This window comes from Nocardia bhagyanarayanae (assembly GCF_006716565.1).
In the GTDB taxonomy this organism is placed as follows: domain Bacteria; phylum Actinomycetota; class Actinomycetes; order Mycobacteriales; family Mycobacteriaceae; genus Nocardia; species Nocardia bhagyanarayanae.
Genome location: NZ_VFPG01000001.1, coordinates 1,977,720 through 2,001,462 on the forward strand (window position 1 = coordinate 1,977,720; position 23,743 = coordinate 2,001,462).

Here is a 23,743-nt window from a genome sequence, read left to right on the forward strand (position 1 = left end):
CGTTCACCTCCGGACGGTTTTCGGTACGGGCCGCTCGAATGCGGAGATCAGCAGCCGTTCCAGGCGGCGGGTCTGCTGGTAGAACCGCGCCACCGCGGCCTCGCTGCCCACGTCGAGCACGTGCACGTAGACCAGGCAGCGGTTGCGGTCGATCTCGAGCACCATCGTGCCGGGGATCAGGTTGAGCAGGTCGGTTGTCAGCACCAGTACCAGGTCCGACCTGGTGCTCAGGTTGACCCGCAGCACGCCGGAGACCGGCGGCGGCGCGGGCCGCAGCGCGAACCACGCGATCTGCAAGCTGGATTCGAGCGCGTAGTAGGCGCACACCCACACCACCTCGGCGAGCGCGATCAGGTTGAGCCGTCCGCTCACCGGGATTCGGGGCAGCGGCAGCGCCACCATGATCAGCGTGCCGACCGCCAGACCCGCCAGCAGGTTGCCGATGCTGAGATCGCCCCACAGCGCCATGTAGACGGCGGCGAGCCAGAGCAGCACGCCGACTCGGACGACGCTGTCCTTGCCGACGCGCCGGGAGCCGGAGCCGCTTGTCCCGCTGGGGATCTCGTCGCCGATACTCATGCTTGTGCCTCACGGAATCCGTGACGGCGACCGGTCCGGAAGACGATCCGGCCGATGCCGGGGTGAGCAGCGCCGCGATCGACGCCGCGCTGTTCCGGTGCGCGCCGCCGCATGATCAGCCCATCGCGTTCACTCATCGATACGCCTCCGGTTCGCCGAGCACCGCGCCGACGTACACCGCGGGATCGTTCAGATCGGCCGCGGCTCGGTCGGCGATGCCGAGGATCGGTCCGGCCAGCACGGTGAGGCCGAGACCGACCGCGGCGAGCGCCATCGTCGAGAGCAGCATGAGCGGCGGGATGCGGCCGGGATCGGTGCGTTCGTCGTAGAGGACGTCGGTCGAATCCTCGATCAGGGTCGGCGGTTTCGCGGCCGCGAGGTGTCCTTCCGGAGCTTCGGAGCGCGGCCGCCAGAACGCTTTCGCCCACACCCGCGCGACGACGTACAGCGTCAGCAGGCTGGTCAGCACCGCGCCCCCGACCAGCACCCAGGCCAGCACGCTGCCGTCGGCCGCGCCCGCCTGGAGCAGCGCGACCTTGCCGATGAAGCCCGAGAAGGGTGGTATCCCACCGAGATTCAGCGCGGGCACCAGGAAGAGCAGACCGAGTACGGGGCTCGCGGCGGCCAGCCCGCCGAGCCTGCGCAGCGAGGTGGAACCGGCTTGCCGCTCGATCAGGCCGACCACCAGGAACAGGGTGGTCTGCACCAGAATGTGGTGCGCCACATAGAACACCGCGCCCGCGAGACCGGCCGCCGTGGCGAGCCCGACACCGAAGATCATGTAGCCGATGTGGCTGACCAGCGTGAACGACAGCAGCCGTCGGATGTCGTGCTGGGCGATCGCGCCGAGAATGCCGATCACCATGGTGAGCAGGCCGCAGATCAGCAGGATGTTGTCGAAAGCCCCGTCGGGGAACAACAGCGTGTGCGTCCGAATGATCGAGTACACGCCGACTTTCGTCAGCAAACCGGCGAAGACGGCGGTCACCGGCGCCGGCGCGGTCGGGTACGAGTCGGGCAGCCAGTTGTACAGCGGGAACACCGCCGCCTTGATGCCGAAGGCGACCAGCAGCACCGCGTAGACCGCCGTGCGCACGCCCTCGGGCGCCGCGCCGAGGCGGACGGCGATCTGCGCCAGATTCAGTGTCCCGGTGGTCGCGTAGACCAGTCCGATGCCGGTCAGGAAGATCAGCGACGACAGCATCGACACCATCACGTACGCCACGCCCGCGCGGATGCGTTCGGCGGTCGCGCCCACGGTGAGCAGCACGAACGACGCGGCGAGCAGCATCTCGAAGCCGACGAACAGGTTGAACAGGTCACCGGCCAGGAAGGCCGCCGAAACACCGGCTGTCAGAACGAGATACGTGGGGCGGTAGATGGAGGTCGGCTGGCGCTCGTCGCCGTCGCGGATGTTCTGGCCCGCGCCGTAGACCGAGACGGCGAGCAGCACGATGGCCGAGATGAGCAGCATGCCCGCGGCGAGCCGGTCCACCACCAGCGTGATGCCGATCGGGGTGTCCCATCCGCCGACCTGGACCGCGGCGGTGCCGTCCCGGTCGGCCAGGTAGAGCAGCATTCCGGTGATTACGACGACCGCGGTCAGCGCGACCAGGGTGACCGTGCGCTGGATGCGGGGCCTGCGGCCGAAGATCAGCGTCGCGGCGGCGCCGAGCAGCGGAACGAGCACCGGCAGCGGCGCGAGCGCGGGCAGGAGGTGCGGCGAGAGGCTCAATCTTCCGGATCCTCTCGGTCGCGCCGCGCCGCCACCTCCGCGTCACCGGGGTCGTTCTGCACGTCGTCGGTGGTGGTGAGCATGTAGGACCGGTAGGCGAGCGAGAGCACGAACGCCGCGAGGCCCATCGTGATGACGATCGCGGTGAGCATCATCGCCTGGGCGAGCGGATCCGCCATGCCTTCGTGCGCGCCCGCCTCGGCGCCGCCGACGGGCGGGTCGCCGTCCGGACCGCCGACGGTCAGGATCAGCAGGTTCACCGCGTTGCCGAACAGGATCATGCCGAGCAGCATCTTGGAGACGGCTCGCTCCAGGATCAGGTAGACGCCGCAGGCGGTGAGGACGCCGATGAGCACGAGCAGGGTGAGGTTCGACGTCATGCCCGACCGCCTCGCGGCGCCGGGGAAGGTTCGTCGCTCGGGGAGTCGCCGAGTTCGCTGTCCAGGCGGGCGCCGAGGCTGCGCAGCACGTCGAGGACCAGGCCGACCACGATCAGGTAGACGCCGAGGTCGAACAGCAGCGACGTCACCAGCTTGACGTGCCCGAACAGTGGCACTGTGACCTCGATGATCGCCGAGGACAGCGGCGGCGCGCCGAGCAGCAGCGAGGTGGCCGCGGTGCCCGCCGCCAGCGTCAGCCCGGCGCCGAGCACGTGGCCCGCTTCCACCGGCAGCGCCTCGCCGAGTTCGTAGCGGCCGCCCGCGAGATAGCGCAGGGTCAGCGCGAGGCCCGCGGTGAGCCCGCCCGCGAAACCGCCGCCGGGCGCGTTGTGGCCGGCGAAGAAGAAGTAGACCGAGAGCACCATCATCGTCGGGAAGAGCAGGCGCGCGGTGACCTGCAAGACCATCGAGCGTTCCCGGCGGCCCACCAGCCGCCCGGCGGGCAGCCAGCTGACCAGATCCGGGTTGTAGTCCGGCGAGTCGGCGGCGCGCGGCGCCGCGCCGAAACGCCTGGTGCGGAACACCATCGAGGCGACGCCGGTGGCGGCGACGATGAGCACCGAGACCTCGCCGAGGGTGTCCCACGCCCTGATGTCGACGAGCAGCACGTTGACCGCGTTCTTACCGCCGCCGAGCCGGTAGGCGGCCTCGGGGATGCGGTGCCAGATGGGTTCCGCGCCGCGCGCCGCCGTGGCGAAGGCGGTCAGCACCGCGACGCTCGTCCCGACCGCGACCGCCAGCGCGGCCCGGCGCACCTCGAACGGGGCGGTCCTGCTCTCCTCGATCTCGGCGGGGAAGGCGCGCAGGACGAGTACGAAGACCACCAGCGTCACCGTCTCGACGAGGAACTGGGTGAGGGCGAGGTCCGGCGCGCCGTGCAGCGCGAAGATCACGCCGCAGCCGTAGCCGGTGACGCCGACGACCAGCACGCTGGCGAGCCGGTTGCGCAGGACGGTGGCCGCGAACGCCATGGCCGCCATGATCCCGGCGATGGCCAGCTGCAACGGCGAATCCCACAGGCGCAGTTCGACTCCCGTCTTGGTGCCGAGCGCGAGCAGTACCGCGGGCAGGATGGTCAGGGTGCCGAGGATGGCGGCTTGGCTCAGCGGCAGCGAGCCGCGCTGCACCGATCCGGTCATCCGCAGCGAGAGCCGGTCCATCGCGCGCAGGGTGGCGTCGTAGGCGCGGTCGGCGTTGCCGAGGCGCGGGTGCGCCGTTTCGCCGAATCGGTTGCGTACCAAGAAGAGTGCCGAGCCCACGGCGATGATCAGCACCGAGAGCGCGAGCGGCAGGGTGAACCCGTGCCACAGCGCGAGGTGCGAAATCAGCTCGCCAGGAAGCGTTTCCGGATACCCGCGCAGCAGCTCGTCCAGCCGTTGCGCCCCGACACCCGCGGCGAGGCTGGCGACGGCGAGCGCGGCGGGCGGCCCGAGGAACAACGGTCCGGGCGCGTGCCACGACGGTTCCCTGTCGAGTTCCCTGTTCCCGAACGCGCCCCAGACGAAACGGGCGCTGTAACCGACGGTCAACATGGAACCGAGCACGATCGCCGCGCACAACGCGACGCGCGCCGGAACCGCCAACGTCTCCGCGTCCAGGATCGCGCCGAGCGCGCTCTCCTTGCCGACGAACCCGAGCAGCAGCGGAATGCCCGCCATGCTCAGCGCCGCGAGCACGGCGACCCCGCACAGCACCGGCGCGCGCCGGCCGAGCCCGGACAACTCGCGCAGATCGCGGGTGCCCGTGCCGTGGTCCACGATCCCGACCACCATGAACAGGCACGCCTTGAACAACGCGTGCGCCACGATCAGCGTCGTCCCGGCCAGTGCCGCGTCCGGCGTGCCGATTCCCAGCAGCACGATCAGGAATCCCAGCTGGCTCACCGTGCCGAAGGCGAGCAGCAGCTTCAGATCGGTCACCCGCAGTGCGCGAAGGCCCGCGAGCAGCATGGTCACCGCGCCGAGGACGAGCACCATCGGATGCCACGGCGGACTGCTCGCGAAGACCGGCGCGAGCCGCGCCACCAGGTACACGCCCGCCTTCACCATGGCCGCGGCGTGCAGGTACGCGCTCACCGGCGTGGGCGCGGCCATCGCGCCGGGGAGCCAGAAGTGCAGCGGAACGATCGCGGACTTGCTCAGCGCGCCGACGAGAACGAGCGCCACCGCCACCGATACCGCGATCCCGTCCGGCGGGCGGTCCATCGCCAGCAGTTCCGAGAGCAGGTAGGTGCCGCAGGTCTGTCCGAGGATCACGATGCCGACCAGCATTGCCAGCCCGCCCGCGCCGGTGACCAGCAGTGCTTGCAGTGCCGCGCGCCTGCTGGTCGCCCGCTCGGCGTGGTGGCCGACGAGCAGGAACGACAGCACCGTCGTCGTCTCCCAGAAGACGTAGAGCAGCAGCATGTTGTCGCTGGTGACCAGTCCGAACATGGCGCCGGCGAAGCCGACGAACTGGGCGGCGAAGACGCCGAGCCGCGGTTCGTCGTTCGTGAAATAGCGGGTGCAGTAGAGCAGGATCAGCGTGCCGACGCCGAGCACCAGCGCGGCCATGACGGCCGCCAGCGAATCGAAGCGCAGCTCGATGTTCATCGCGATCGCGGGCGCCCAGGTCACCCGAACCTGCTGGCCGCTATCCCAATTCGCGATCACCCAGCCGAAACCGCCCAGCGGCGCGAGCGCGAGCACCGCGAACGCGTTGCGCCCCCACACCCGTACGCACCACGGCGCTGCCAGCGCGGCGAGCGCGTGGGCGAGCAGGATCACGAGCAAACTGCACTCCGTCGGTTGTGGCGGGCGGTGGTGCGGTTCCAGCCTACGTAAAGCCAGGGTTTTTCGCGGGAGCGGCGGCTATGGCGTCAGCCATGTCGCGGCGGCTCGGCTATATGTCCGCTACCTCGTCCCGCTGCACGGGCGGCGCCGGTTTGCGGTAGGCGCGCGGCCGCAGCCGGTAGAGCAGGAGGAGGGCGATCGTGCACCCGACCACGATCATCAGCGCGACCCGGCCGGGCGTGGTGGCGTGCGCCATGTTGTCCCGCGGCGGCCACGTCTCGTTCTCCACCGGCAGCGCGGTGACGACGCTCGGCAGGTAGAGCGCGCCGATGGCGAGCACGGCGCTCGGGCCGTAGCGCGGGCGGGCGGCGCCGCCGCAGAAGCCGGCGGTCAGCGCTAGCAGCACCGTCGCGACGGAGTAGTAGAACGTGCCGTCGCCGTGCGCGTCGACCCACGCGAACACCGTGACGCCCATCAGCGCCAGCAGCGCCAGAAAAGGCGACGGCGCGCGCAGACCGGCGAACAAGCCGAGCGCGGTGAGCGCGAGCACCACGAAGACGCTCCACCAAGGCCGGGGTACGTAACCCAGCGAGTCGGCGGTCGCGACCAGACTCACCGCGAGCAGCACGCCGACGCCGTCGCGTCCGGGCAGCAGCATGGCCGCGATGAGCGCGGCGCTGATGGTGGCAGCCACGGCGATCGCGATTTCCAGCCGGTTGTCCCCGGGCGCGGAGACATTGTTGTATTGAGCGGCCAGCCATTCGGTCGCCGCGAGGACGATCAGGCCGAGCACGATCGCCGCGAGTATCGGCGTGATCGGCAGATCGATCGGCACTGTCGAGTCGCTCTCCGGTCCGGCCCGGTCGCGATTGCGAGCGATGGCGACGAACAGCAGCACCACCGCGATGCCGATCATCGAGAACGGCGGCGTCTCCAGCACCGACCACGGGTCCTGATCGGGCAGGTCGAGCAGGTCTGCGAGATCGCCGAAGACGAAGAAGCTCACCGCGCCGAGCACGTAGCCGATCGCCGAGGCGCGGCGGCGCAACGCGGCGGCGCCCAACGCGCCCAGAATGATTCCGCCGCATACCGCATCGATGTAGTTCTGCGTGGTGAGCAGATCGGCGGAGGAGACGTCGCGGCCCGCGAAGTGGTTGACGTACATGCCGAGCGCGCCGCCGAACGCGACGATCCAGCCGACCAGCGGCCGGGCGAAGGTGGTGATCAGCACCGCGACCGTGACCGCGACGACCATGCCGATCGTCGCGCCGCGCGGCACGCTGTTGATCAGGCTGGCGATCCGGTACGGGGTGCTCTGCGCGGTCCAGGCGAAGGTGATCGGCAGGAACAGCGCGATCCCCGCGACCGCGGCCCCGATGAAGGCCGTGACCACGTCGACTCCGTCGCCGATCCATCGCCGCACCAGGGCAACATACCCGCGCGACTGCGCCGAGACCGTGATTACCGGGCCGGCGCCGTGTCCGTCAGCTGCGGTTTTCCGCGTACCTGCGCAGGGTCTCGACCTGGTCCGGATCCAGCGAAGGACGCACCACCGCCCGGGCGGCGGCGAGATCGGCGGCGGTCACGTCGGCGGCCGCCACGTCGCGGCGCATCGCCGCGAGCGCGGCCTCGCGCAGCAGCGCGGCGCAGTCGGCGGCCGAGTAGCCGTCCAGGTCGGCGGCGAGCGCGGTCAGGTCGACGTCGGCGGCCAGCGGCACCGAACGACCCGCGGTCCGCAGGATCTCCAGCCGCGCCGCGCCGTCCGGCGGCGGCACGAACACCAGCCGCTCCAACCGGCCCGGCCGCAGCAGCGCGGGATCGATCAGCTCGGGCCGGTTCGTCGCGCCGAGCACCACCACGTCGCGCAGCGGCTCCACGCCGTCGAGCTCGGTGAGCAGCGCGGCGACCACGCGGTCGCCGACACCGGAGTCGGTGCTCTGCCCGCGGCGCGGCGCGAGCGCGTCGACCTCGTCGAGGAAAATCAACGACGGCGCGGAATCCCTTGCCCGCTGGAACAATTCGCGCACCGCCCGCTCCGACGCGCCGACCCACTTGTCCAGCAGCTCGGCGCCCTTGACCGCGTGCACGCTGAGCTGGCCCGAGCCCGCCAGCGCCCGCACCAGGAAGGTCTTGCCGCAGCCCGGCGGGCCGTAGAGCAGCACGCCGCGCGGCGGATCGATGCCGAGCCTTGCGAAGGAATCCGGATGGCGCAGCGGCCATAGCACCGATTCGGTGAGCGCCTGCTTCGTCTCGATCATGTCGCCGACGTCGTCCAAGCCGAGGCTGCCGATCGCCAATTCCTCCATGCCGGAACGCGACAGCGGACGGATCACCTCCAGCGCGCCGACCAGGTCCTGCTGGGTCAGGCGCGGGTCGGCCTGCTCCTTGCTCACCCGCGACGCCGCGCGCAGCGCCGCCTCCCGGCACAGCGCCGCGAGATCCGACACCACGAAACCCGGTGTGCGCGCGGCGATCTCGTCGAGCTTCAGGTCACCGGTCGGTACCTTGCGCAACAGCTGCTCCAGCAGCGCCTTGCGCATCGCCGCCGTGGGCAGCGGCAGCGCGAGCTCCCGATCACAGAGGTCCGGTGCGCGCAGCCGCGCGTCCACACCCGCCGGATGCGCGGTCGTCGCGATGAACGCCACGCTGGTCTCGGCCATCGCCCCGCGCAACTGGTCCAGGATCAGCGTCGCGACCGGCTCCGCGTCGGCGGGCAGCAGCGCGTCGATGTCGGTGATGAGCAGGATGCCGCCGCGACCGGACGCGACATCGGCGACCGCCTCGGCCACCTCGCGCAGCCGGGCGCCGCCCTCCTGTGCGCCGACCGAGGGCCCGTCCAACTCGACGAGGCGCCGAGGGGCGGTCACCGACCGGGCCAGGGTGGCCTTGCCGACGCCGGCGGGCCCGGTGATCAGCACCCCGAGATGCGGGGTGGCGCCGAGGGTTTTGAGCAGTTCGGGTTCGTCGAGCGCGAGGCTGAGCCATTCGGCCAGCTTCGAGGCCTGGGCGTGCACGCCGACGAGTTCCTCCGCCGGAACGCGCGGCGGCGCCCCGCGGACCGCGGTCGAGCCATTGGTGCCCGCGGCGGCCTCGATCGCCGCGCGGGAGGTGTGGCCCCCGGCTGCCGCGCGTTCGGCGGCGTCCATCGCCGCGACCGCCCCCGGGCCCCAGGCGACGGCCGTATTGGGCTGCACGCTCACCGGCCCGCGCATCGGATCGGTGGCGGTGACGGTCAGCAGCTCGGTGGTCCACGCGATGCCGAAGGTGCGCGACAGCGCCTGGCTCGCCGCCGAGGAGGGAATGTCCGGCCCCAGATCGCGCGGCAGCAGCGACACCGCGTCGCCCACCGTGACGACCTTGCCGAGCAGCGCCTGCCGCAGCGTGGCGGCCGGAATGCTGCGGCAGGCGTGCACCGAGCCGCTGAGCGAGATCTGTTTGGCGCCGAACACCGTGGCGGGGGAGACCACCACGGTGGCGTTCTCGCGCAGTCCCGCGTTCGACAGCGTCACGTCGTCCAGCAGCGCGACGCCCGCCGGAGTGCCCGCGGGCGCGATGCCGACCACCGCCGCGGTGCGGCGCGATCCCGCCAGCGCGACGCCGTCCCACTCGCGTAGGCCGAGCGCCGTCAACGCCTCCGGATGCAGGCGCACCACGCCGCGTCTCGCATCGGCGGCGGACGTATTCAGTCGAGCGGTGAGCGCCAGTTCTGCCACTGTGCCATTCTGCCCGCGTTGGGGCGGCGGTGGACAGGGACCGAGCGTAGCTCCGCCTTCGCCCCGTCCGGCAGCGTCCCGCTTCGCGCTTAGATGATGCGGGCGGCGACGGCCACCGGCTTTTCCGCGTTGCTTGGCGACAAGCAGACCAGCTTGGCGGTACCGAGCGCGACGTTCGGGCTGCCCGCGAACGAGCTTTCCGGGTTCTCGGCGAGGATCTGCTCGATCACCCGCTTCTCGGCTTCGCTGTCGAGTTCCTTGAACTCACCGCACGTGGTGCGCGAGGCCGGACCGAGGCCGGAGGTGTCGGGAGACTCGGTCGTCGCCGGAGCGCTGTCGGGTGTGGCCGGCGCGGAAACGGTCGTGGTCGGTGCCTGCGTCGCGCTGGTGCTGGTGCCCGTGCTGCCCTTGCGTAGGCCGCTCGCATCGTTGGACTCGTCCGACCCGCCGCAGCCGGTCGCCGCCAGAGCCACCGCTCCCGCGGCGAGGACGATGACGGAAATTCGCTTCATTTGGTGCTTTCCCGGGTGCCACAGAGCGCCGGAGCCTCCGGCGTCGGCAGCAGCGTACCGGGAAAGATCGGGTTTCCGGCAAGCCCAAGCGCACGCGGGCTCAGTGAATGTGCGCTTGCCAGTCCTCGGGCACCCGCCCGCGCGGGCCAGGTACGCCCTGGTCCGCGGGATGGCTGTGCGGCGGAGCCAGCTCGGGTCCGCCGCCGTACATCTCCTCGCTGCGGAAATCCCAGAACCAGTCCTCACCCGGCTCGAAGCTCTGGATGAAGGGGTGACCGGTGTCCTTGGCGTGCTTGCTCGCGTGCTGGGCCGGGGAGGTATCGCAGCAGCCGATGTGACCGCATTCGGCGCAGCGGCGCAGATGAACCCACCACCCCTGCTCGGCCTCGCACTCCAGGCAGCCGGGCCCGCTGGGCGGGACAGCGGGATTGATGCCTTCGATGGCTTCCGTCATGGATTCGCTCCTACGGCGGTGTGTTCGGTCAAGGGGTTTCCAGCGCGTCTTCATTCTGCTCCGGGCGGTGCAGGGGGAGACGGACCGTGAAGCGAGTGTTGCCCGGTTCGGATTCGACTCGGATGTCGCCGTTGTGCTTGTTGACGACGATGCGGAAGGAGATGTCGAGGCCGAGACCGGTGCCCTCGCCGACCGGTTTGGTGGTGAAGAACGGTTCGAAGACGCGCCGCAGGACGTCCTTGGGGATGCCGGGGCCGGTGTCGCCGATCTCGACGACGGCGCAGTCGTTCTCCTTGCCGGTCCGCACGGTGAGGGTGCCTTCGCCGCGCATGGCGTAGACGGCGTTGTCGATCAGGTTCGTCCACACCTGGTTCAGCTCGGCGGCGTAGCAGGGCAGCGGCGGCAAACTGCGGTCGTACTCCTTGACCACCTTCACACCGTCGCCGAGCTTCCTGTTCAACATGACCAGCGTGCTGTCGAGCAGTTCGTGCAGGTCGACCACCTGGAACGGAGCCCGGTCCATCTGCGAGTACTGCTTGGCGGCGTCGACCAGCGTGGATATCCGGGCCGTCGAGTCCGCGATCTCGTTCATCAGCAGCTCGGTCTCGATGGTGTAGTTGAGCCAGCGGATCGCGCCCTCGAACACCTTGTTCGGGCAACCCTCCAAGGTGCCCCAGATTCGTTCCAGCCAGTCGACGTCGAACCCGGCCTGCACGAAATTCGGGGCCAGCGCCCAGCCGTCACCGATCTCGTGCTCCTCGAGCCATTCGCCGAGCATGTCCTCCCGGTCGGCGGCCTCCATCGGCGTCAGTTCGGGCGCCTTGGCGACCTGGGCCGCCGCCTCCTCCTGCAACCGAACCAGGGTGACCAGCACCTCCGGCTGGAACTTCCCGTCGGCCATCATGGCCAGCTTGTGCCGCATGCCCGCGACCCGCTCGCGCAGGCCGGAGGTGGCGCGCACGGCCGCGGCGGCCGGGTTGTTCAGCTCGTGGGTCAGACCCGCGGAGAGCGAACCGAGGGCGAGCAGGCGTTCCCGTTCGGCGACGCGCTGAGCGGTGTTGCGATTGCCGAAGAACGCGCCCTCCAACAGATGCACCGCCATCGGGAACCACTCGTGCATCATCCGCGCGAAGGTGCCTGCGTCCAGCACGTAGAACCGGGACTTGCGGGTGACGTACATCGACCCGGTGTAGTTCGGATCGGCCTTGTCGCCCAGGTACGCGCTCCACGCGCCCGCGTAGGCGCCCTTGTGGTCGGTGCGGTTCAGCTCTATCTCGGTGCCGCCGGAGAGTTTGGTCAGCCGCACCTCGCCGTCCATCAGGACGTAGAAGCAGGTGGCCGGATCGCCCTCGCGGAAGACGAGTCCCGGCTCGATGTACTCGATGCGCCCGTCCGCGCACAGCCAGGCCAGCTGGTCGTCGTCGAGCTTCTCGAACAGGAACAGGGTTCGCAGCTCGGCGGGATCGCAGACGAGATGCGAACGGCGCGCCGCGTTTTCGATGGTCACAACTGCCCTCCTGAGATCACGCCAGGTACCGGTGCACGAGCATGACCGCCATCGCGCCCTCGCCGACCGCCGAGGCGACCCGCTTGGCGGACTCGGCGTGCACGTCGCCCGCGACGAACACGCCCGGCACGCTGGTTTCCAAATGGTGTGGCGGACGGGACAATTCCCAGCCCGCGGGCCGCGCGCCTTCGACCATCAGATCCGGGCCCGCCAGCACGTATCCGGCCTCGTCGCGCTTGACGACGCCGTCGAGCCAGTCGGTCTGCGGCGCCGCGCCGATGAAGAGGAAGAGCCGCTCGGCCTCGGCCTTCTCCTCCGCGCCCGTGACGTTGTCGCGCAACATGATTCGCTCCAGGTGATCGTTGCCGTCCGCGGCTGTCACCTCGGTGTTGGTGTGCACCTTGATGTTCGAGATCTGCGCGATCTGCTGGATCAGGTAGTGCGACATCGACTTCTCCAGCGAGTCGCCGCGCACCACCAAGTGCACCGTGCGGGCGTTGCGGGAAAGGAAGACCGCCGCCTGCCCGGCCGAGTTGGCCCCGCCGACGATGTAGACCTCGTGGTCGGCGCATTCGGACGCCTCGGTCATCGCCGAGCCGTAATACACGCCGCGCCCGGTGAATTCGTCGACGCCCGGCGCGGGGTGCCGCCGATAGTCGACGCCCGTCGCGATGATCACGGTGTGGCCGCACAGGCTGCCGCCGTCGGCGAAACGCACGGTGCGAGCGGAACCGTTGACCTCGAGACCCACCACCTCGCGCGTGGTGATCACCTCGGCGCCGAACTTGGCGGCCTGCCGCCGCGCCCGGTCGGCCAGCTGCGCGCCGGACAGCCCGTCGGGGAAGCCGAGGTAGTTCTCGATGCGGGAACTCTGCCCGGCCTGTCCGCCGGTGGCGGTGCGTTCGACGAGCACCGTGCGCAGGCCCTCGGACGCGCCGTAGACCGCGGCGCCGAGCCCGGCGGGACCGCCGCCGACCACGATCAGGTCGTAGAAATCACCGGTGGGGACGACGTTGAGTCCGACGCTCTCGGCCAGCGCGCTGTCGGTCGGCTGGACCAGCGCGTCACCGGCAGCGGTGATCACCACCGGACATCGGTTCGGGTCGGCGCCCGCGGCCTCCAGCAGCCGGACGCCCTCCGGCTCGTCGGCCAGGTACCAGCGGTAGGGGAGCTGGTTGCGTGCCAGGAACTCGCGCACCTGCGAGCAGCGCGGCGACCAGCGGTTGCCGACCACCTTGGTCTCGGTCACCGGCCGGTGTTCGCTGCTGCGCCAGGCGTCGAGCAGACCGTCCAGCACCGGATACAGCTTCTCCTCCGGCGGATCCCACGGCTTGAGCAGGTAGTGGTCCAGGTCGACGACGTTGATCGCGTCGATCGCGGCGTTGGTGTCGGCGTAGGCGGTCAGCAGCACGCGGCGCGCGTACGGATGCAGGTCCATGGCCTGCTCCAGGAATTCGATGCCGTCCATGCCCGGCATCCGGTAGTCGGCGATCAGCACGGCGACCGGTTGGCCGCGCAATTTCATCTCACGCAGGGCCTCGAGCGCCTGCGGGCCGGATTCCGCGCGCAGAATCCGGTAGTCGGCGCCGTATCGGCGGCGCAGGTCGCGTACGACCGCGCGGGAGACGCCCGGATCGTCGTCGACGCTCAGGATTGCCGGTTTCGTAGCAGCGGGTGCAGTCACCACAAAAGTATGTCGCCTCGGCGTCGGGTGTGTCGCCGAAGTTTCCCGTCCCCCGGATCACCCCCGAGGTGCGTGTCACACCCGGTGTTGAAGCACCATTTCGAGTTCGCTCGGCGTGAGCAGCCGCTCCAGCCGTTCCTCTTGGGCGAGCGCCTTCGCGGCTCGGCGCGATATGGAACCGGGCGCCGCGGGCCCGTCGTCGGGTTCTAGGGAGGGGAGCAGAGGGACTTGGTCCGGCTGCCGACGATGAAGAAGCGAGCGAAGATTCACGGCCGATCACCTCACGCTGGACGGGAAAGTTGGTGGCTGTGCTTGTGCTTCGTCTATCCGCCATTGTGCGCGGACCATTACGACGGGAGGTAACCAAAAAGCCAAAATGTGACACAGTTGTCTTCCAAGGGCGCCCGTTTAGGATGTCTGTAACTCGTCGTACACATGTGTCCGGTTTGCCCGGACCGCGCAACACCGGAGGCAGCGTTGCCCAACCATCTCGAAGCCGCCGTCGACATCGCCGCACCGCCGGAGCGGGTCTGGCAGATCGTCTCGGACCTGAAGCGCATGCCCGAGTTCAGCCCGATGACGGTCCGGATGATTCCGCTCGGCACCCCCAAGGCGGGCACCTGGACGGTGAACTGGAACAAGGACGGCTGGAAGCGCTGGCCGACCACCTCCCGCATCGTGCGGTTCGAGCCGAACCAGGCCTTCGCCTTCCGGATGAACGAGAACTACACGGTCTGGAGCTACACGCTGGAGCCGACCGCGACCGGCACCCGGCTGGTCGAGCGGCGCGATGTGTCCAACGGTGTCGCCTGGGCGGTGCGCAAGGCCATCGACACCGTGCTCGGCGGCGAGCAGGCGTTCGAGGCGAATCTGGTTCGCGGCATGAACGCGACGCTCGCCAAGATCAAGGCCACGGCCGAGTCGGGCGCCTGACCTTCACTCGATCGGCACGCCAACGCCCTCGCCCCGAGCGGGACGAGGGCGTTGGACGACGTTGTTTACTTCCAGTTCGGCAGCTTGACGACCTGCGCCGCGTAGGAAAGCCCCGCGCCGAAGGCGATGAGCAGCGCGGTGTCACCCGGCTTCGACTCGCCGTTGCGTAGCAACGCCTCCATGGCTAGCGGGATGGACGCGGCCGAGGTGTTGCCCGTCTCCTCGATGTCGTGGGCGAGCGCGCAGTCCTCCGGCAGCTTGAGCACGCGCGCCATGATCTCGATGATCCGTCCGTTGGCCTGGTGCGGGATCATCGCCTGCATGTCGTCGGTGGAGAGTCCGGCGCGGTCGATCGCGTCGCGGCACACCTTCTCCAGCGAGTGGGCGGCCCACCGGAAGACGGCGGTGCCCTCCATGGTCAGGTACGGCCGGACCGCGTCGAGGCCCTTCTCGTCGATCTCGGCGAAGTACTCCATCCAGTCCTTGTCCTGGCGGATCGCGTGGTGCTGGGTGCCGTCCGAGCCCCACACGGTGGGGCCGATGCCCGGCTCGTCGGAGGGACCGACCACCACGGCGCCCGCGCCGTCGGCGAACAGGAACGCGGTGGAGCGGTCGGTCATGTTGATGGTGTTGGTCAGCTTCTCCACGCCGATCACCAGCACGTTCTTCGACGTTCCGCACCGCACGAGGTCCGACGCCAGCGCCAGCGCGTGACAGAACCCCGCGCAACCCGCGGAGACGTCGAACGCGGCCACGCCGTTCATGCCGAGCTCGGTGGCGATGCGTGGGGCGGCGGCCGGCGTCAGGAGCAGATGCGTCGACGTGGCGACGATGACGCAGTCGACCTCGTCGTAGTCCACGCTCGCCGCTGCCAGCGCGTTCTGCGCGGCGGCCACACTCATGCTTTGAATCGTTTCGTCCTCGGAGGCGAAACGCCGGGTCTTGATGCCCGACCGGGTCCGGATCCACTCGTCACTGGAGTTGATCGGTCCCGCAACTTCGTCGTTGGTGACCACACGGGCCGGGCGATAGACGCCGAGCCCGAGGATCGCGGTGTGCTCAGCCCCGGTGGTCTGGGCGATTCGAGCAGACATGATGCGTCTCCTAATACCTGCGGCGCTGCTGCCGGGGATCCGGCGGAGCCTCGAACTCCTCATCGGTTTGCCATGGCTTCGAAACTTAGACATGAGGCTCCCTCATATTACCCGAGGGTTGGCGCGCGAGTGCGTATTCTCACAATCGCCGGGTATATCGCCGAAAGCACGTCCTTCTACTGCTCGGCGTGCCTCCCAACTACTGATGCGAGGTCATCATGCTCGGTCTCGGGATTATCGGCTGGATCATCATCGGCGGTCTTGCCGGCTGGATCGCAAGCAAGATCATGAAAACGGACGCCCAACAGGGCATCCTGCTGAACATCGTCGTCGGCATCGTCGGCGGTCTGCTCGGCGGATTCCTGCTGAAGTTGCTCGGCGTCGACGTCGAGGGTGGCGGGCTGTGGTTCAGCTTCTTCACCTGCCTCGGTGGCGCGGTGATTCTGCTGTTCCTCGTCGGCCTGGTCACGGGGCGCAGGGCCTTGCGCTGACCGGACGAGTCACAGGCTCCTCCCGTAAGGTGTGATCGCTTGCGCCGGACCTATCGTTGAAGGGCGCAACCGACTGCATCTAGCACGAAAGAGGAGCCTGTGGCACGCCGTCCCACCCCGCCCGGCACGCCCGAAACCACCGGAGTCGGCCACGTCGTCGACTTGGTGCGGGCCGCCATTCCCCCGCTGCATCCCGCGGGGCTGCCCTTCGTCGCCGCGCCGCTCGCGGTCGCGGTGGTGGGCGGCAAGCGCAAATGGGTGCGCCGGACGGGTCTGGCCGCCGCGGCGGCCTGCGCCGCCTTCTTCCGGCACCCGAAGCGGGTTCCGCCGAACCGGGTCGGCGCCGTCGTCTCCCCGGCCGACGGTGAAGTCGCGCTGGTCGACACGGCCGCGCCGCCCGCGGAGCTCGGGCTCGGCGATCAGCCGCTGCCCCGGGTGAGCATCTTCCTCTCCGTGCTGGACGTGCACGTGCAGCGCACCCCGGTCTCCGGCACCGTCCGCGCCGTGCACCACCAGGCGGGTCAATTCCGGTCGGCCGATCTGCCCGAGGCCAGCTCGGTCAACGAGCGCAACAGCATGCTGCTCGAGACCCCGGCGGGCAAGCAACTCGTCGTGGTCCAGATCGCCGGTCTGCTGGCTCGGCGCATCGTGTGCGACGCGCAGGTCGGCGACGTGCTCACCATCGGCGACACCTACGGTTTGATCCGCTTCGGCTCCCGGGTCGACACCTACTTCCCCGCGGGCACCGAGCTGCTGGTGCAGCCGGGGCAGCGCACCATCGGGGGCGAGACCGTTCTGGCCGTGTTGTCATGATGGAAGCGGCTGTGCCCACCCAACGGCGCAGGCGCCGCAGCGTCCGGCTGCTTCCGAGCATCGTGACGATTCTGGCGCTGGCCTCGGGTCTGTCCGCGGTGAAGTTCGCGCTGGACGGCGAGTTCGACGTCGCGCTGGCCATGGTCGGCGCTGCCGCGGTGCTCGACACCCTCGACGGCCGGTTGGCCAGGATGCTCGACGCCACCACCAAGATGGGCGCGGAGCTGGATTCGCTGTCCGACGCGATCTCCTTCGGCGTCGCGCCCGCGCTCGTGCTGTACATCGGCCTGCTCGACCAGAACAGCGCGGGCTGGATCGTCGCGCTGCTGTTCGCGGTGAGCATCGTGCTGCGCCTCGCCAGGTTCAACACGCTGATGGACGACGACACCAGACCCGATTGGTCGCGTGAGTACTTCGTCGGCGTGCCCGCTCCGGCGGGCGCGCTGATCGCGCTCGTGCCGATCGCGCTGTACGTGCAGTTCGGTGACGGCTGGTGGGTCGGCTTCTACGAGGTCGCGGCCTGGACGGTGTTCGCGGGAGCGTTGTGCGTCAGCACGATTCCGACGCTCGCGATGAAGTCGGTGTCGGTGGCGCCGCAGGCGGCGGCCGGACTGCTGGTGCTCGTCGCGGTCGCGGCGGCCCTGCTGGTCACCTACCCGATCGTGCTGCTGCTGATCCTCGTCGTGCTGTACCTGGGCCACATCCCGTTCGCCTGGCATTCGCAGCGCTGGGTGGCGGCGCGGCCGGAGACCTGGCAGCACAAGCCGGCCGAACGCCGGGCGCAGCGCCGGGCGCAACGGCGTCGTCCGGCGATCCCCTCCGGTTTCCGCGGTTCGACCGCACGGCTGCGGCTGCGCAGGCCCGGTGGCCGCCGGGAACAGGCGGACGACGTTGTGCGCTGACACAGGCACCGCGCGCTGACCGAACACTGGAGAAGCGGCGGCGCTGAGGAAGGTCACTGTGGAACCCGACGGACTGCGCGAATTCCAGGCGCATCGCCCGCGGTTGTTCGCGCTCGCGTACCGCATGCTCGGCTCGGCGACCGAAGCCGAGGACGCGGTGCAGGAGACCTACCTGCGCTGGGACGGCACCGACCGGGCCACCATCCGGTCCGCGGAGGCCTGGCTCACCACCGCCGTCGTGAATCTCTGCCGCACCTGGCTCGTTTCGGCGCGGGCGCGGCGCGAGACGTACGCCGGTCCGTGGCTGCCCGAGCCGGTGCCCACCGCGGACGGTGAACTGGGTCCGCTGGAGACCGTCGAGGAACGCGAACTGGTCTCGCTGGCGCTGCTCACCGCGCTGGAACGGCTGAATCCCGTCGAGCGCGCCGTCTTCGTGCTGCGCGAGGCGTTCGGGTACGCGCACCGCGAGATCGCCGACATGCTCGACCTCACCGAGGCGGCCTCCCAGCAGGCCTACCGCCGGGCCGGTCAGCGCGTCCGCGACGGCCGGACCCGCTTCGCGATCGAACCCGCCCACGCGCGAGCGCTGATCCAGCGTTTCCTGGACGCGGCGCGTTCCGGCGAGATCGATGAGCTCGGGCGGATGCTCGCCGCCGATGTCACCGCCACCGCGGACGGCGGCGGCCGGATCAACGCCGCGCGGCGGCCGGTGCACGGCGCCGACCGGGTCGCACGCTACCTCGCCGGTCTGTTCCGCTGGGCGGTCCCCGGCATGGAGATCGGGATCGAAGAGGTCAACGGCGCCCTGTCCGTGGTCGTGCGAGTCGCCGGAAATCCGATGCTGATGGTCGGTTTCGAGCTCGACGGCGATCTCGTCGATGAGCTGTTACTCGTCGTCAACCCCGACAAGCTGGCCTACCTCGCCGCCGCAGGGCGGCTTTCGTAGCCGTCCGATGTCACGCGGCTCGTCGCATGTGCGCCGACCGACCGTGTCTGGCATTCGGGTCGCGAATTCGAGTATTTCGAATTGCAAGCCTTGCATTCGAAACACGCCCCTGATCGGAGCGCCATAAATGGCCTGATCCCGCGCGGACGATCTAATGCTGGTCGGTCGCTCAAAATGATCTATAGCCGATGGTTTCCGTTTGCATCATCACTCCACGGACGCATTGCACGCTGGGCTTTTGCCGGCGGCACTTCCCTAGGTTGCTGAAGCGCATGCTCCGTATTGATGTATCGACCGAAAGCGGCAGTCGCCCGAGGTCCGACATGGTATAAACCGGTGAAGGAAACTCCGGAGGTTCGATGCCAAGTATCGTCGATCAGATACCTGCTTCTTTGCGTGACCGATTCGTCGCCGACTTCCGTCACGGAAAATACAGCCTACTACTCGGCGCCGGTGCGAGCTGCGATTCGACCGATAGCAGCGGTCGAAACCTTCCTTTGGCAGCTGGGCTGACTACGGAGATAAATGATATCAGCGGTACCAGGCAATCGAATCTCGCCGACGCCTACGACATAGCGATCGAGCGCAATCCGAAGTTGTTGGAAGAATATTTTGCGTCGCGATTCACCAACTGCCAGCCCAGTCCGTGGATGAACAAGATCAGGTCTTGCATATGGAAGAGGATATGGACGCTCAATGTCGATGATGTGGTAGAGCAGGTCTATGGTGATCCCAACGGACAAGGGCAGCTTCTCAGCGCCTCGTACTCGTGGACGGATGACATAGTCGATGATTTCGGGCTGCAAGTCGTTCATCTGCACGGAAAAGTCCGCCCGGGCAGCCCTTTGGATTTGGTGTTCTCCATTACGGACTATGTCAATACCATCGAGAACAAACGCAGCTGGATCCCGTTGTTCTTCAATTCTTGGGTCGGCTCTCCTTTCATAACCATCGGCGCTACCCTGTTTGCCGAGTACGATCTTGCGCGAGCCATTCGAGTAAAGCAGCCGATCGGAAAGTCGCCATCGCTGTACATCACCCGGACGATTCGCGATGATATGCGCGAGCAGCTCGAGATCAGGAATCTAGTCGGCATCGAGCTCGACGCTTCTTCGGCGGCGGAAGAACTTTTCGACCTGACATCAGAGACTCGGCAAACGGCGCGCTATCAATGGCAATCGACAGCGGCGGCGAGTCATCATATCGCCACATTCGCTTCCCGGTTCGACATCCTGAGCCTCAACGACAGCTATTCGCCTCCAGGGCACGACTTCTTTCTAGGATTCGAGCCGTTGTGGGATGACGCGGTTAATCGCAAGATCGCCGCATTCGATTGGCATGAGTCAATCGGCAAGAAAGTGGAAGCGGATCTTGCAGGAGGCATGCGCCAATGCATGCATGTCGTATTCTCATCGAACCTCTCGGGCAAGACGTGTGGCGCCTATTCGTCCGCGATCAGATTGGTCGAAGCCGGATATTCCGTATTCAAGTTTCGCGGCGAGCAGACAATCGACGTTTCTTCCACAATCGCCGTCTTGGAGGGCCGCGGTCCATCCCTCCTTCTGTACGATGGCGTTGCGGACTTCTCTCAGGATGTCTACATGCTTCTGGAGGAAGCCGAGCGGCGCAATGTCAAGATAGTAGTACTCGCGCTGGAGCGATCCTCGCGTCGGCAGATCGTCATCGAAGATATTCCGGCCAAGTATCTGACGGTCCACGACCGCCATTCGGTTACCGGACTGGATCGGCTGAGCAGAAGAAGTGCTCGCATCCTGGTCGAACATGTCAGGAGACATGGGCGTTATGCCCGGTTTCATGGAATGGGGACCGCTTCTCTGGTGAACCAGTGGGAGAATCGAAACGTATTCGATGTCATGAGCGAGCTCGAGTTCGGGCAGGGATACCGGGATAGAATTCGTCCTCAGTTCGAAGCTCTGCCCGATGACAACGCGCGGCTCGTTGTATTCCTCGCATCGTTCCTGAACAGCTTCGGATATGCGATGCCTATTTTTCTTACGCAGTCGATCGGGGTGCAGTCGCGCGACTTCCGGAACCTCTCGAAAGCCCGTGAGTTCACCGAACTCGTCAGCATCGAAGGTGGTCGCCTGACCTGCCGTTACCGGTCGTCTGCAATCAACTCGATCCGTGCTGCAATCCACGAAGATGTAATAATCAATGCCTTGATATCGATGATGGTATCGCTGGCTCCCTATGTGAATAGGCGGACACGGAAAACTCGCAATCTCGAGTATCGCATTCTTCGGGCGACTATGCGCGCTCGGGGGCTGATGTCGGTTGTTCGTAAGTCGAAGCTCGAATACATTTACGACGAAATAGCAGAGGCCTACTCGCACGAATCGGCTTTCTGGGAGCAACGGTCGATTGCGTGCCAATTGGCTGGGAACTATGTGTCGGCGACTTCCTACGCTGCCAAAGCGGTCGACTTGGCTCCCAAAGACGTACGGCGACGTACTACTTTCGGGAGACTTCTGATTCTCAGAAGTTATAATGACGTAAAGCCCGGTAGTCCGGAATCGTGGGATCTATACGGGCAAGGACGTGACGAACTCATCGCGGCGGAGTCGTTGACGCCGAACAACGGCGTTGTGCTGCTGAACCGGTTTCGGCAGACCTTGTTGTTGTATCGAGAGCTGATCAGTAGAGCGGTCGACGAATGCGATTTTCAAGACGATTTCACCGCGCTGGAAGCTGATATCGCTACGATATACAAATCGTGCCTCGACAGTTCGAGCCTTCGGCAAACTGCCGAGTACAACACAGTGTCTGAATTATATGGGTTGTTTATGCAGCTTCGTTTTGTGCGTACTGGGGAATTCGATACTATACAATCTCGACATGTGCTCTCGAGGCAGCCGCCTTCTATTGGTGAATGGTAAGTGCGCGGGCTCTCTCGATTACACCGCCTCGAGCGGGCTTGGGCTGCGGTACATCTCACGCTGTGAAAGGCAAGGAGGCTCGGACTACGCGAGTTCGGCAGTCCTGCTACGTGCCGTTCGGGCGTAGCTGTTCTCCCGTGTGACGCGGCTCATGCCGCGGGCTGTCAGGAAATCGGGGGCCTACCCAGTCTGGGTGGTATCGGCCAACGAGAGGAGCCACCATCATGACCGGGAATCAGCACATCGTCGTTCTGGGAGCCGGGTACGCGGGTCTGGCCGCGGCCAAGCGGCTGGCCGGGCGCGCCGGGGACGCGCGGGTCACGGTTGTCGACGCGCGGGCCGAGTTCGTGGAGCGGGTGCGGTTGCACCAGCAGGTCGCCGGGCAGCGGATACGTCGCTGGGACTTGGCAGAACTGCTGCAGCGCAAGGGTATTCGTTTCGTCCAGGCGCGGGCGACGGACATCGACACCGTCGGCAAGCGGGTCGAGCTGGATCGCGGTGCTGCCATCGACTACGACGTCCTGATCTACGCGCTGGGCAGCCTCGCCGATCCCGTCGGCGTCCCTGGCGCCGGCGAGTTCGCGAGAACTGTCGCGACGCCGGAGGATTCGACATGGACCGCGGGCGGAACCGTCGCCGTCGTCGGCGCGGGCGCCACCGGCATCGAGCTGGCCGCGGAACTCGCCGAGTCCCAGCCGGATTCGCGCGTGCTGCTGCTCGGTCCCGACGAGCCCGGCGCTTGGCTCTCGGCGACGGCCGTCGCGCACATCCGGAAAGTGCTGGAGCGTTTGGGTGTCGAGATTCGCGCGGACGCGAAGGTGGTCGAGGTGACCGCGGACGGCGTCCGGCTGGCGAACGGTGAATTTGTCGCGGCCGACACCACAGTCTGGACCACCGGGTTCGGGGTGCCCGATCTCGCCGCCCGCGCCGGTCTCGCGGTGGACGGCGCGGGCCGGGTGCTGACGGACGAGTCGCTGCGCTCGCTCTCGCATCCGGACATCTACGCAGCGGGCGACAGCGCGGTCGTCGCCGGTCCGGGCGGGCGGTCGCTGCGGATGGCCTGCGCGACGGCATTGCCTACCGGGAAGTACGCGGCCGACGTGGTCGCGGCGCGGATGCGCGGGCAAGACCCGCGTGACCTGCGGTTCCGCTACGTCTTCCAGTGCATCGGTCTCGGGCGACGGGATGCGGTCATCCAGTTTCTGCGCGCCGACGACACCCCGGCGCGGACCGTGCTGCGCGGTCGTTTCGGGGCGGGGGTGAAAGAGCTCGTCGTGCGCGGTGCGGCGGCGGGGGCCGGGCTGCGGTAGGGCCGTGGCCGGATCTGTCGCGGCCGCGGCGATCCTCTGCCGCACAGGTCCGGTAGTCAGCGCCGAGACTGCGACCAAGATCGTCAACTAGCGGTTGACGGTGCGACGTCGTCAACCTATGGTTGACGCATGACTTCTTCGATTCGTCTCGACGACCTCATCTCCGCCATAAAGAAGGCTCGGCCGGACAACGTGCTCGAGCAGCTCTCCGACGCCGTCATCGCCGCCGGTCATCTGGGCGAAGTGGCCGATCACCTGATCGGCCACTTCGTGGACCAGGCCCGCCGCTCCGGCGCGTCCTGGACCGACATCGGCGCCAGCATGGGCGTCACCAAGCAGGCCGCGCAGAAGCGGTTCGTCGCGAAGGGTCCCGGCGATCCGGCCGACGCGGCCGCGATGGATCCGAACGCGGGATTCGCCAAGTTCACTCCCCGCGCCCGCGCGGCGGTGATGGCCTCTCAGCAGGCCGCGCTCACCGCGGGCAACAAGCTCATCGGACTGCCCCACCTGGTACTCGGCCTGCTGAGCGAGCCGGAAGGCCTTGCGGCCAAAGAGATTCTGACCGCGAAACTCGATCTGGAGGACGTGCGCGCCGCCGCGACCGCCGCGCTGCCGCCCGCCGAATCCGGCGACGAGGCGCCCACCGGTCTTGTGCCCTTCGATCCCGAGGCCAAGAAGGCGCTCGAGCTGACCTTCCGCGAGGCACTTCGCCTGGGCCACAACTACATCGGCACCGAACACATCCTGCTCGCCATCCTCGAACAGGAGAACGGCGCGGGCCTGCTGACCGACCTCGGCATGGACAAGGCGAAAACCGAAGCGCACCTGGTGGAACTGCTTTCGGTGATCGCCGCCCAGAAGCCTTGAGGGCATCAGCCCATTCGCACAGCGCCGCAGCGTAATTAATGCCCGAAAGAACATGACTTTCTTAAGGGAGCGCCAAGTGGCGGTTCCTACTCTGA

General features: G+C 67.9%; 20 protein-coding genes. 8 read left to right on the forward strand and 12 right to left on the reverse strand.

The features are described from left to right. Positions 1-3: 3 nt before the first annotated feature. The 11 genes from FB390_RS08275 to FB390_RS08320 form a co-directional block, all read right to left on the reverse strand. Positions 4-579 carry a Na+/H+ antiporter subunit E gene (locus FB390_RS08275; protein WP_141808430.1) on the reverse strand — a complete coding sequence of 192 codons (576 nt, stop codon included), beginning with the start codon at positions 577-579 and terminating at the stop codon, positions 4-6. Continuing rightward, complete coding sequence (locus tag FB390_RS33440; RefSeq protein WP_185756975.1) at positions 576-716, reverse strand: hypothetical protein; 141 nt, start codon at positions 714-716, stop codon at positions 576-578. The genes FB390_RS08275 and FB390_RS33440 overlap by 4 nt, the downstream gene beginning before the upstream one ends. Next, on the reverse strand, positions 713-2,314 hold the full coding sequence (locus FB390_RS08280; protein WP_141808431.1) for a Na+/H+ antiporter subunit D: 1,602 nt from the start codon (positions 2,312-2,314) through the stop codon (positions 713-715). Before FB390_RS08280 ends, FB390_RS33440 begins: the two co-directional genes overlap by 4 nt. Further along, a complete protein-coding gene (locus tag FB390_RS08285; protein ID WP_141808432.1) occupies positions 2,311-2,694 on the reverse strand; it encodes a Na(+)/H(+) antiporter subunit C in 384 nt (127 codons plus the stop codon). The genes FB390_RS08280 and FB390_RS08285 overlap by 4 nt, the downstream gene beginning before the upstream one ends. Further along, a complete protein-coding gene (locus FB390_RS08290; protein ID WP_141808433.1) occupies positions 2,691-5,525 on the reverse strand; it encodes a Na+/H+ antiporter subunit A in 2,835 nt (944 codons plus the stop codon). Before FB390_RS08290 ends, FB390_RS08285 begins: the two co-directional genes overlap by 4 nt. Before the next feature lie 109 nt (positions 5,526-5,634). Continuing rightward, positions 5,635-6,948: a hypothetical protein gene (locus tag FB390_RS08295; RefSeq protein ID WP_141808434.1), complete on the reverse strand. Its 1,314-nt coding sequence runs from the start codon at positions 6,946-6,948 to the stop codon at positions 5,635-5,637. Positions 6,949-7,009: 61 nt separating this feature from the next. Further along, positions 7,010-9,238, reverse strand: coding sequence for an AAA family ATPase (locus FB390_RS08300; RefSeq protein ID WP_141808435.1), 2,229 nt, complete (start codon positions 9,236-9,238; stop codon positions 7,010-7,012). 89 nt (positions 9,239-9,327) lie between these two features. Beyond that, a complete protein-coding gene (locus FB390_RS08305; protein ID WP_141808436.1) occupies positions 9,328-9,750 on the reverse strand; it encodes a hypothetical protein in 423 nt (140 codons plus the stop codon). A 100-nt stretch (positions 9,751-9,850) separates the two neighbouring features. Continuing rightward, a complete protein-coding gene (locus FB390_RS08310) occupies positions 9,851-10,204 on the reverse strand; it encodes a UBP-type zinc finger domain-containing protein (RefSeq protein WP_141808437.1) in 354 nt (117 codons plus the stop codon). Positions 10,205-10,232: 28 nt separating this feature from the next. Then, on the reverse strand, positions 10,233-11,711 hold the full coding sequence (locus FB390_RS08315; RefSeq protein WP_246123917.1) for an ATP-binding protein: 1,479 nt from the start codon (positions 11,709-11,711) through the stop codon (positions 10,233-10,235). Positions 11,712-11,727: 16 nt separating this feature from the next. Continuing rightward, on the reverse strand, positions 11,728-13,395 hold the full coding sequence (locus FB390_RS08320; RefSeq protein ID WP_141808438.1) for an NAD(P)/FAD-dependent oxidoreductase: 1,668 nt from the start codon (positions 13,393-13,395) through the stop codon (positions 11,728-11,730). 477 nt (positions 13,396-13,872) lie between these two features. On the opposite strand from FB390_RS08320, the gene FB390_RS08325 reads away from it, so the two are divergent. After that, a complete protein-coding gene (locus FB390_RS08325; RefSeq protein ID WP_141808439.1) occupies positions 13,873-14,328 on the forward strand; it encodes an SRPBCC family protein in 456 nt (151 codons plus the stop codon). Between the two features lie 65 nt (positions 14,329-14,393). Here FB390_RS08325 and FB390_RS08330 read toward each other — a convergent pair whose 3' ends face one another. Further along, the gene (locus FB390_RS08330; protein WP_141808440.1) at positions 14,394-15,422 is read right to left on the reverse strand and encodes a beta-ketoacyl-ACP synthase III; all 1,029 of its coding nucleotides are present in this window, start codon (positions 15,420-15,422) and stop codon (positions 14,394-14,396) included. A 218-nt stretch (positions 15,423-15,640) separates the two neighbouring features. Between FB390_RS08330 and FB390_RS08335 the strand changes: the two genes are divergently transcribed. The 7 genes from FB390_RS08335 (at position 15,641) to FB390_RS08365 (ending at position 23,648) form a co-directional block, all read left to right on the forward strand. Then, the gene (locus FB390_RS08335; protein WP_141808441.1) at positions 15,641-15,913 is read left to right on the forward strand and encodes a GlsB/YeaQ/YmgE family stress response membrane protein; all 273 of its coding nucleotides are present in this window, start codon (positions 15,641-15,643) and stop codon (positions 15,911-15,913) included. A 99-nt stretch (positions 15,914-16,012) separates the two neighbouring features. Then, the gene (locus tag FB390_RS08340; RefSeq protein ID WP_141808442.1) at positions 16,013-16,726 is read left to right on the forward strand and encodes a phosphatidylserine decarboxylase; all 714 of its coding nucleotides are present in this window, start codon (positions 16,013-16,015) and stop codon (positions 16,724-16,726) included. Beyond that, on the forward strand, positions 16,726-17,628 hold the full coding sequence (locus tag FB390_RS08345) for a CDP-alcohol phosphatidyltransferase family protein (protein ID WP_141811624.1): 903 nt from the start codon (positions 16,726-16,728) through the stop codon (positions 17,626-17,628). The genes FB390_RS08340 and FB390_RS08345 overlap by 1 nt, the downstream gene beginning before the upstream one ends. Before the next feature lie 58 nt (positions 17,629-17,686). Further along, positions 17,687-18,574, forward strand: a complete 888-nt coding sequence (locus FB390_RS08350) for an RNA polymerase sigma-70 factor (protein ID WP_141808443.1) — start codon at positions 17,687-17,689, stop codon at positions 18,572-18,574. Between the two features lie 359 nt (positions 18,575-18,933). Continuing rightward, positions 18,934-21,471 (forward strand): P-loop NTPase, encoded by a 2,538-nt coding sequence (locus tag FB390_RS08355; RefSeq protein ID WP_141808444.1) that lies wholly within the window; start codon positions 18,934-18,936, stop codon positions 21,469-21,471. 224 nt (positions 21,472-21,695) lie between these two features. Then, positions 21,696-22,781 (forward strand): NAD(P)/FAD-dependent oxidoreductase, encoded by a 1,086-nt coding sequence (locus FB390_RS08360; RefSeq protein ID WP_141808445.1) that lies wholly within the window; start codon positions 21,696-21,698, stop codon positions 22,779-22,781. Between the two features lie 129 nt (positions 22,782-22,910). Beyond that, the gene (locus FB390_RS08365) at positions 22,911-23,648 is read left to right on the forward strand and encodes a Clp protease N-terminal domain-containing protein (RefSeq protein WP_141808446.1); all 738 of its coding nucleotides are present in this window, start codon (positions 22,911-22,913) and stop codon (positions 23,646-23,648) included. Positions 23,649-23,743: the final 95 nt, after the last annotated feature.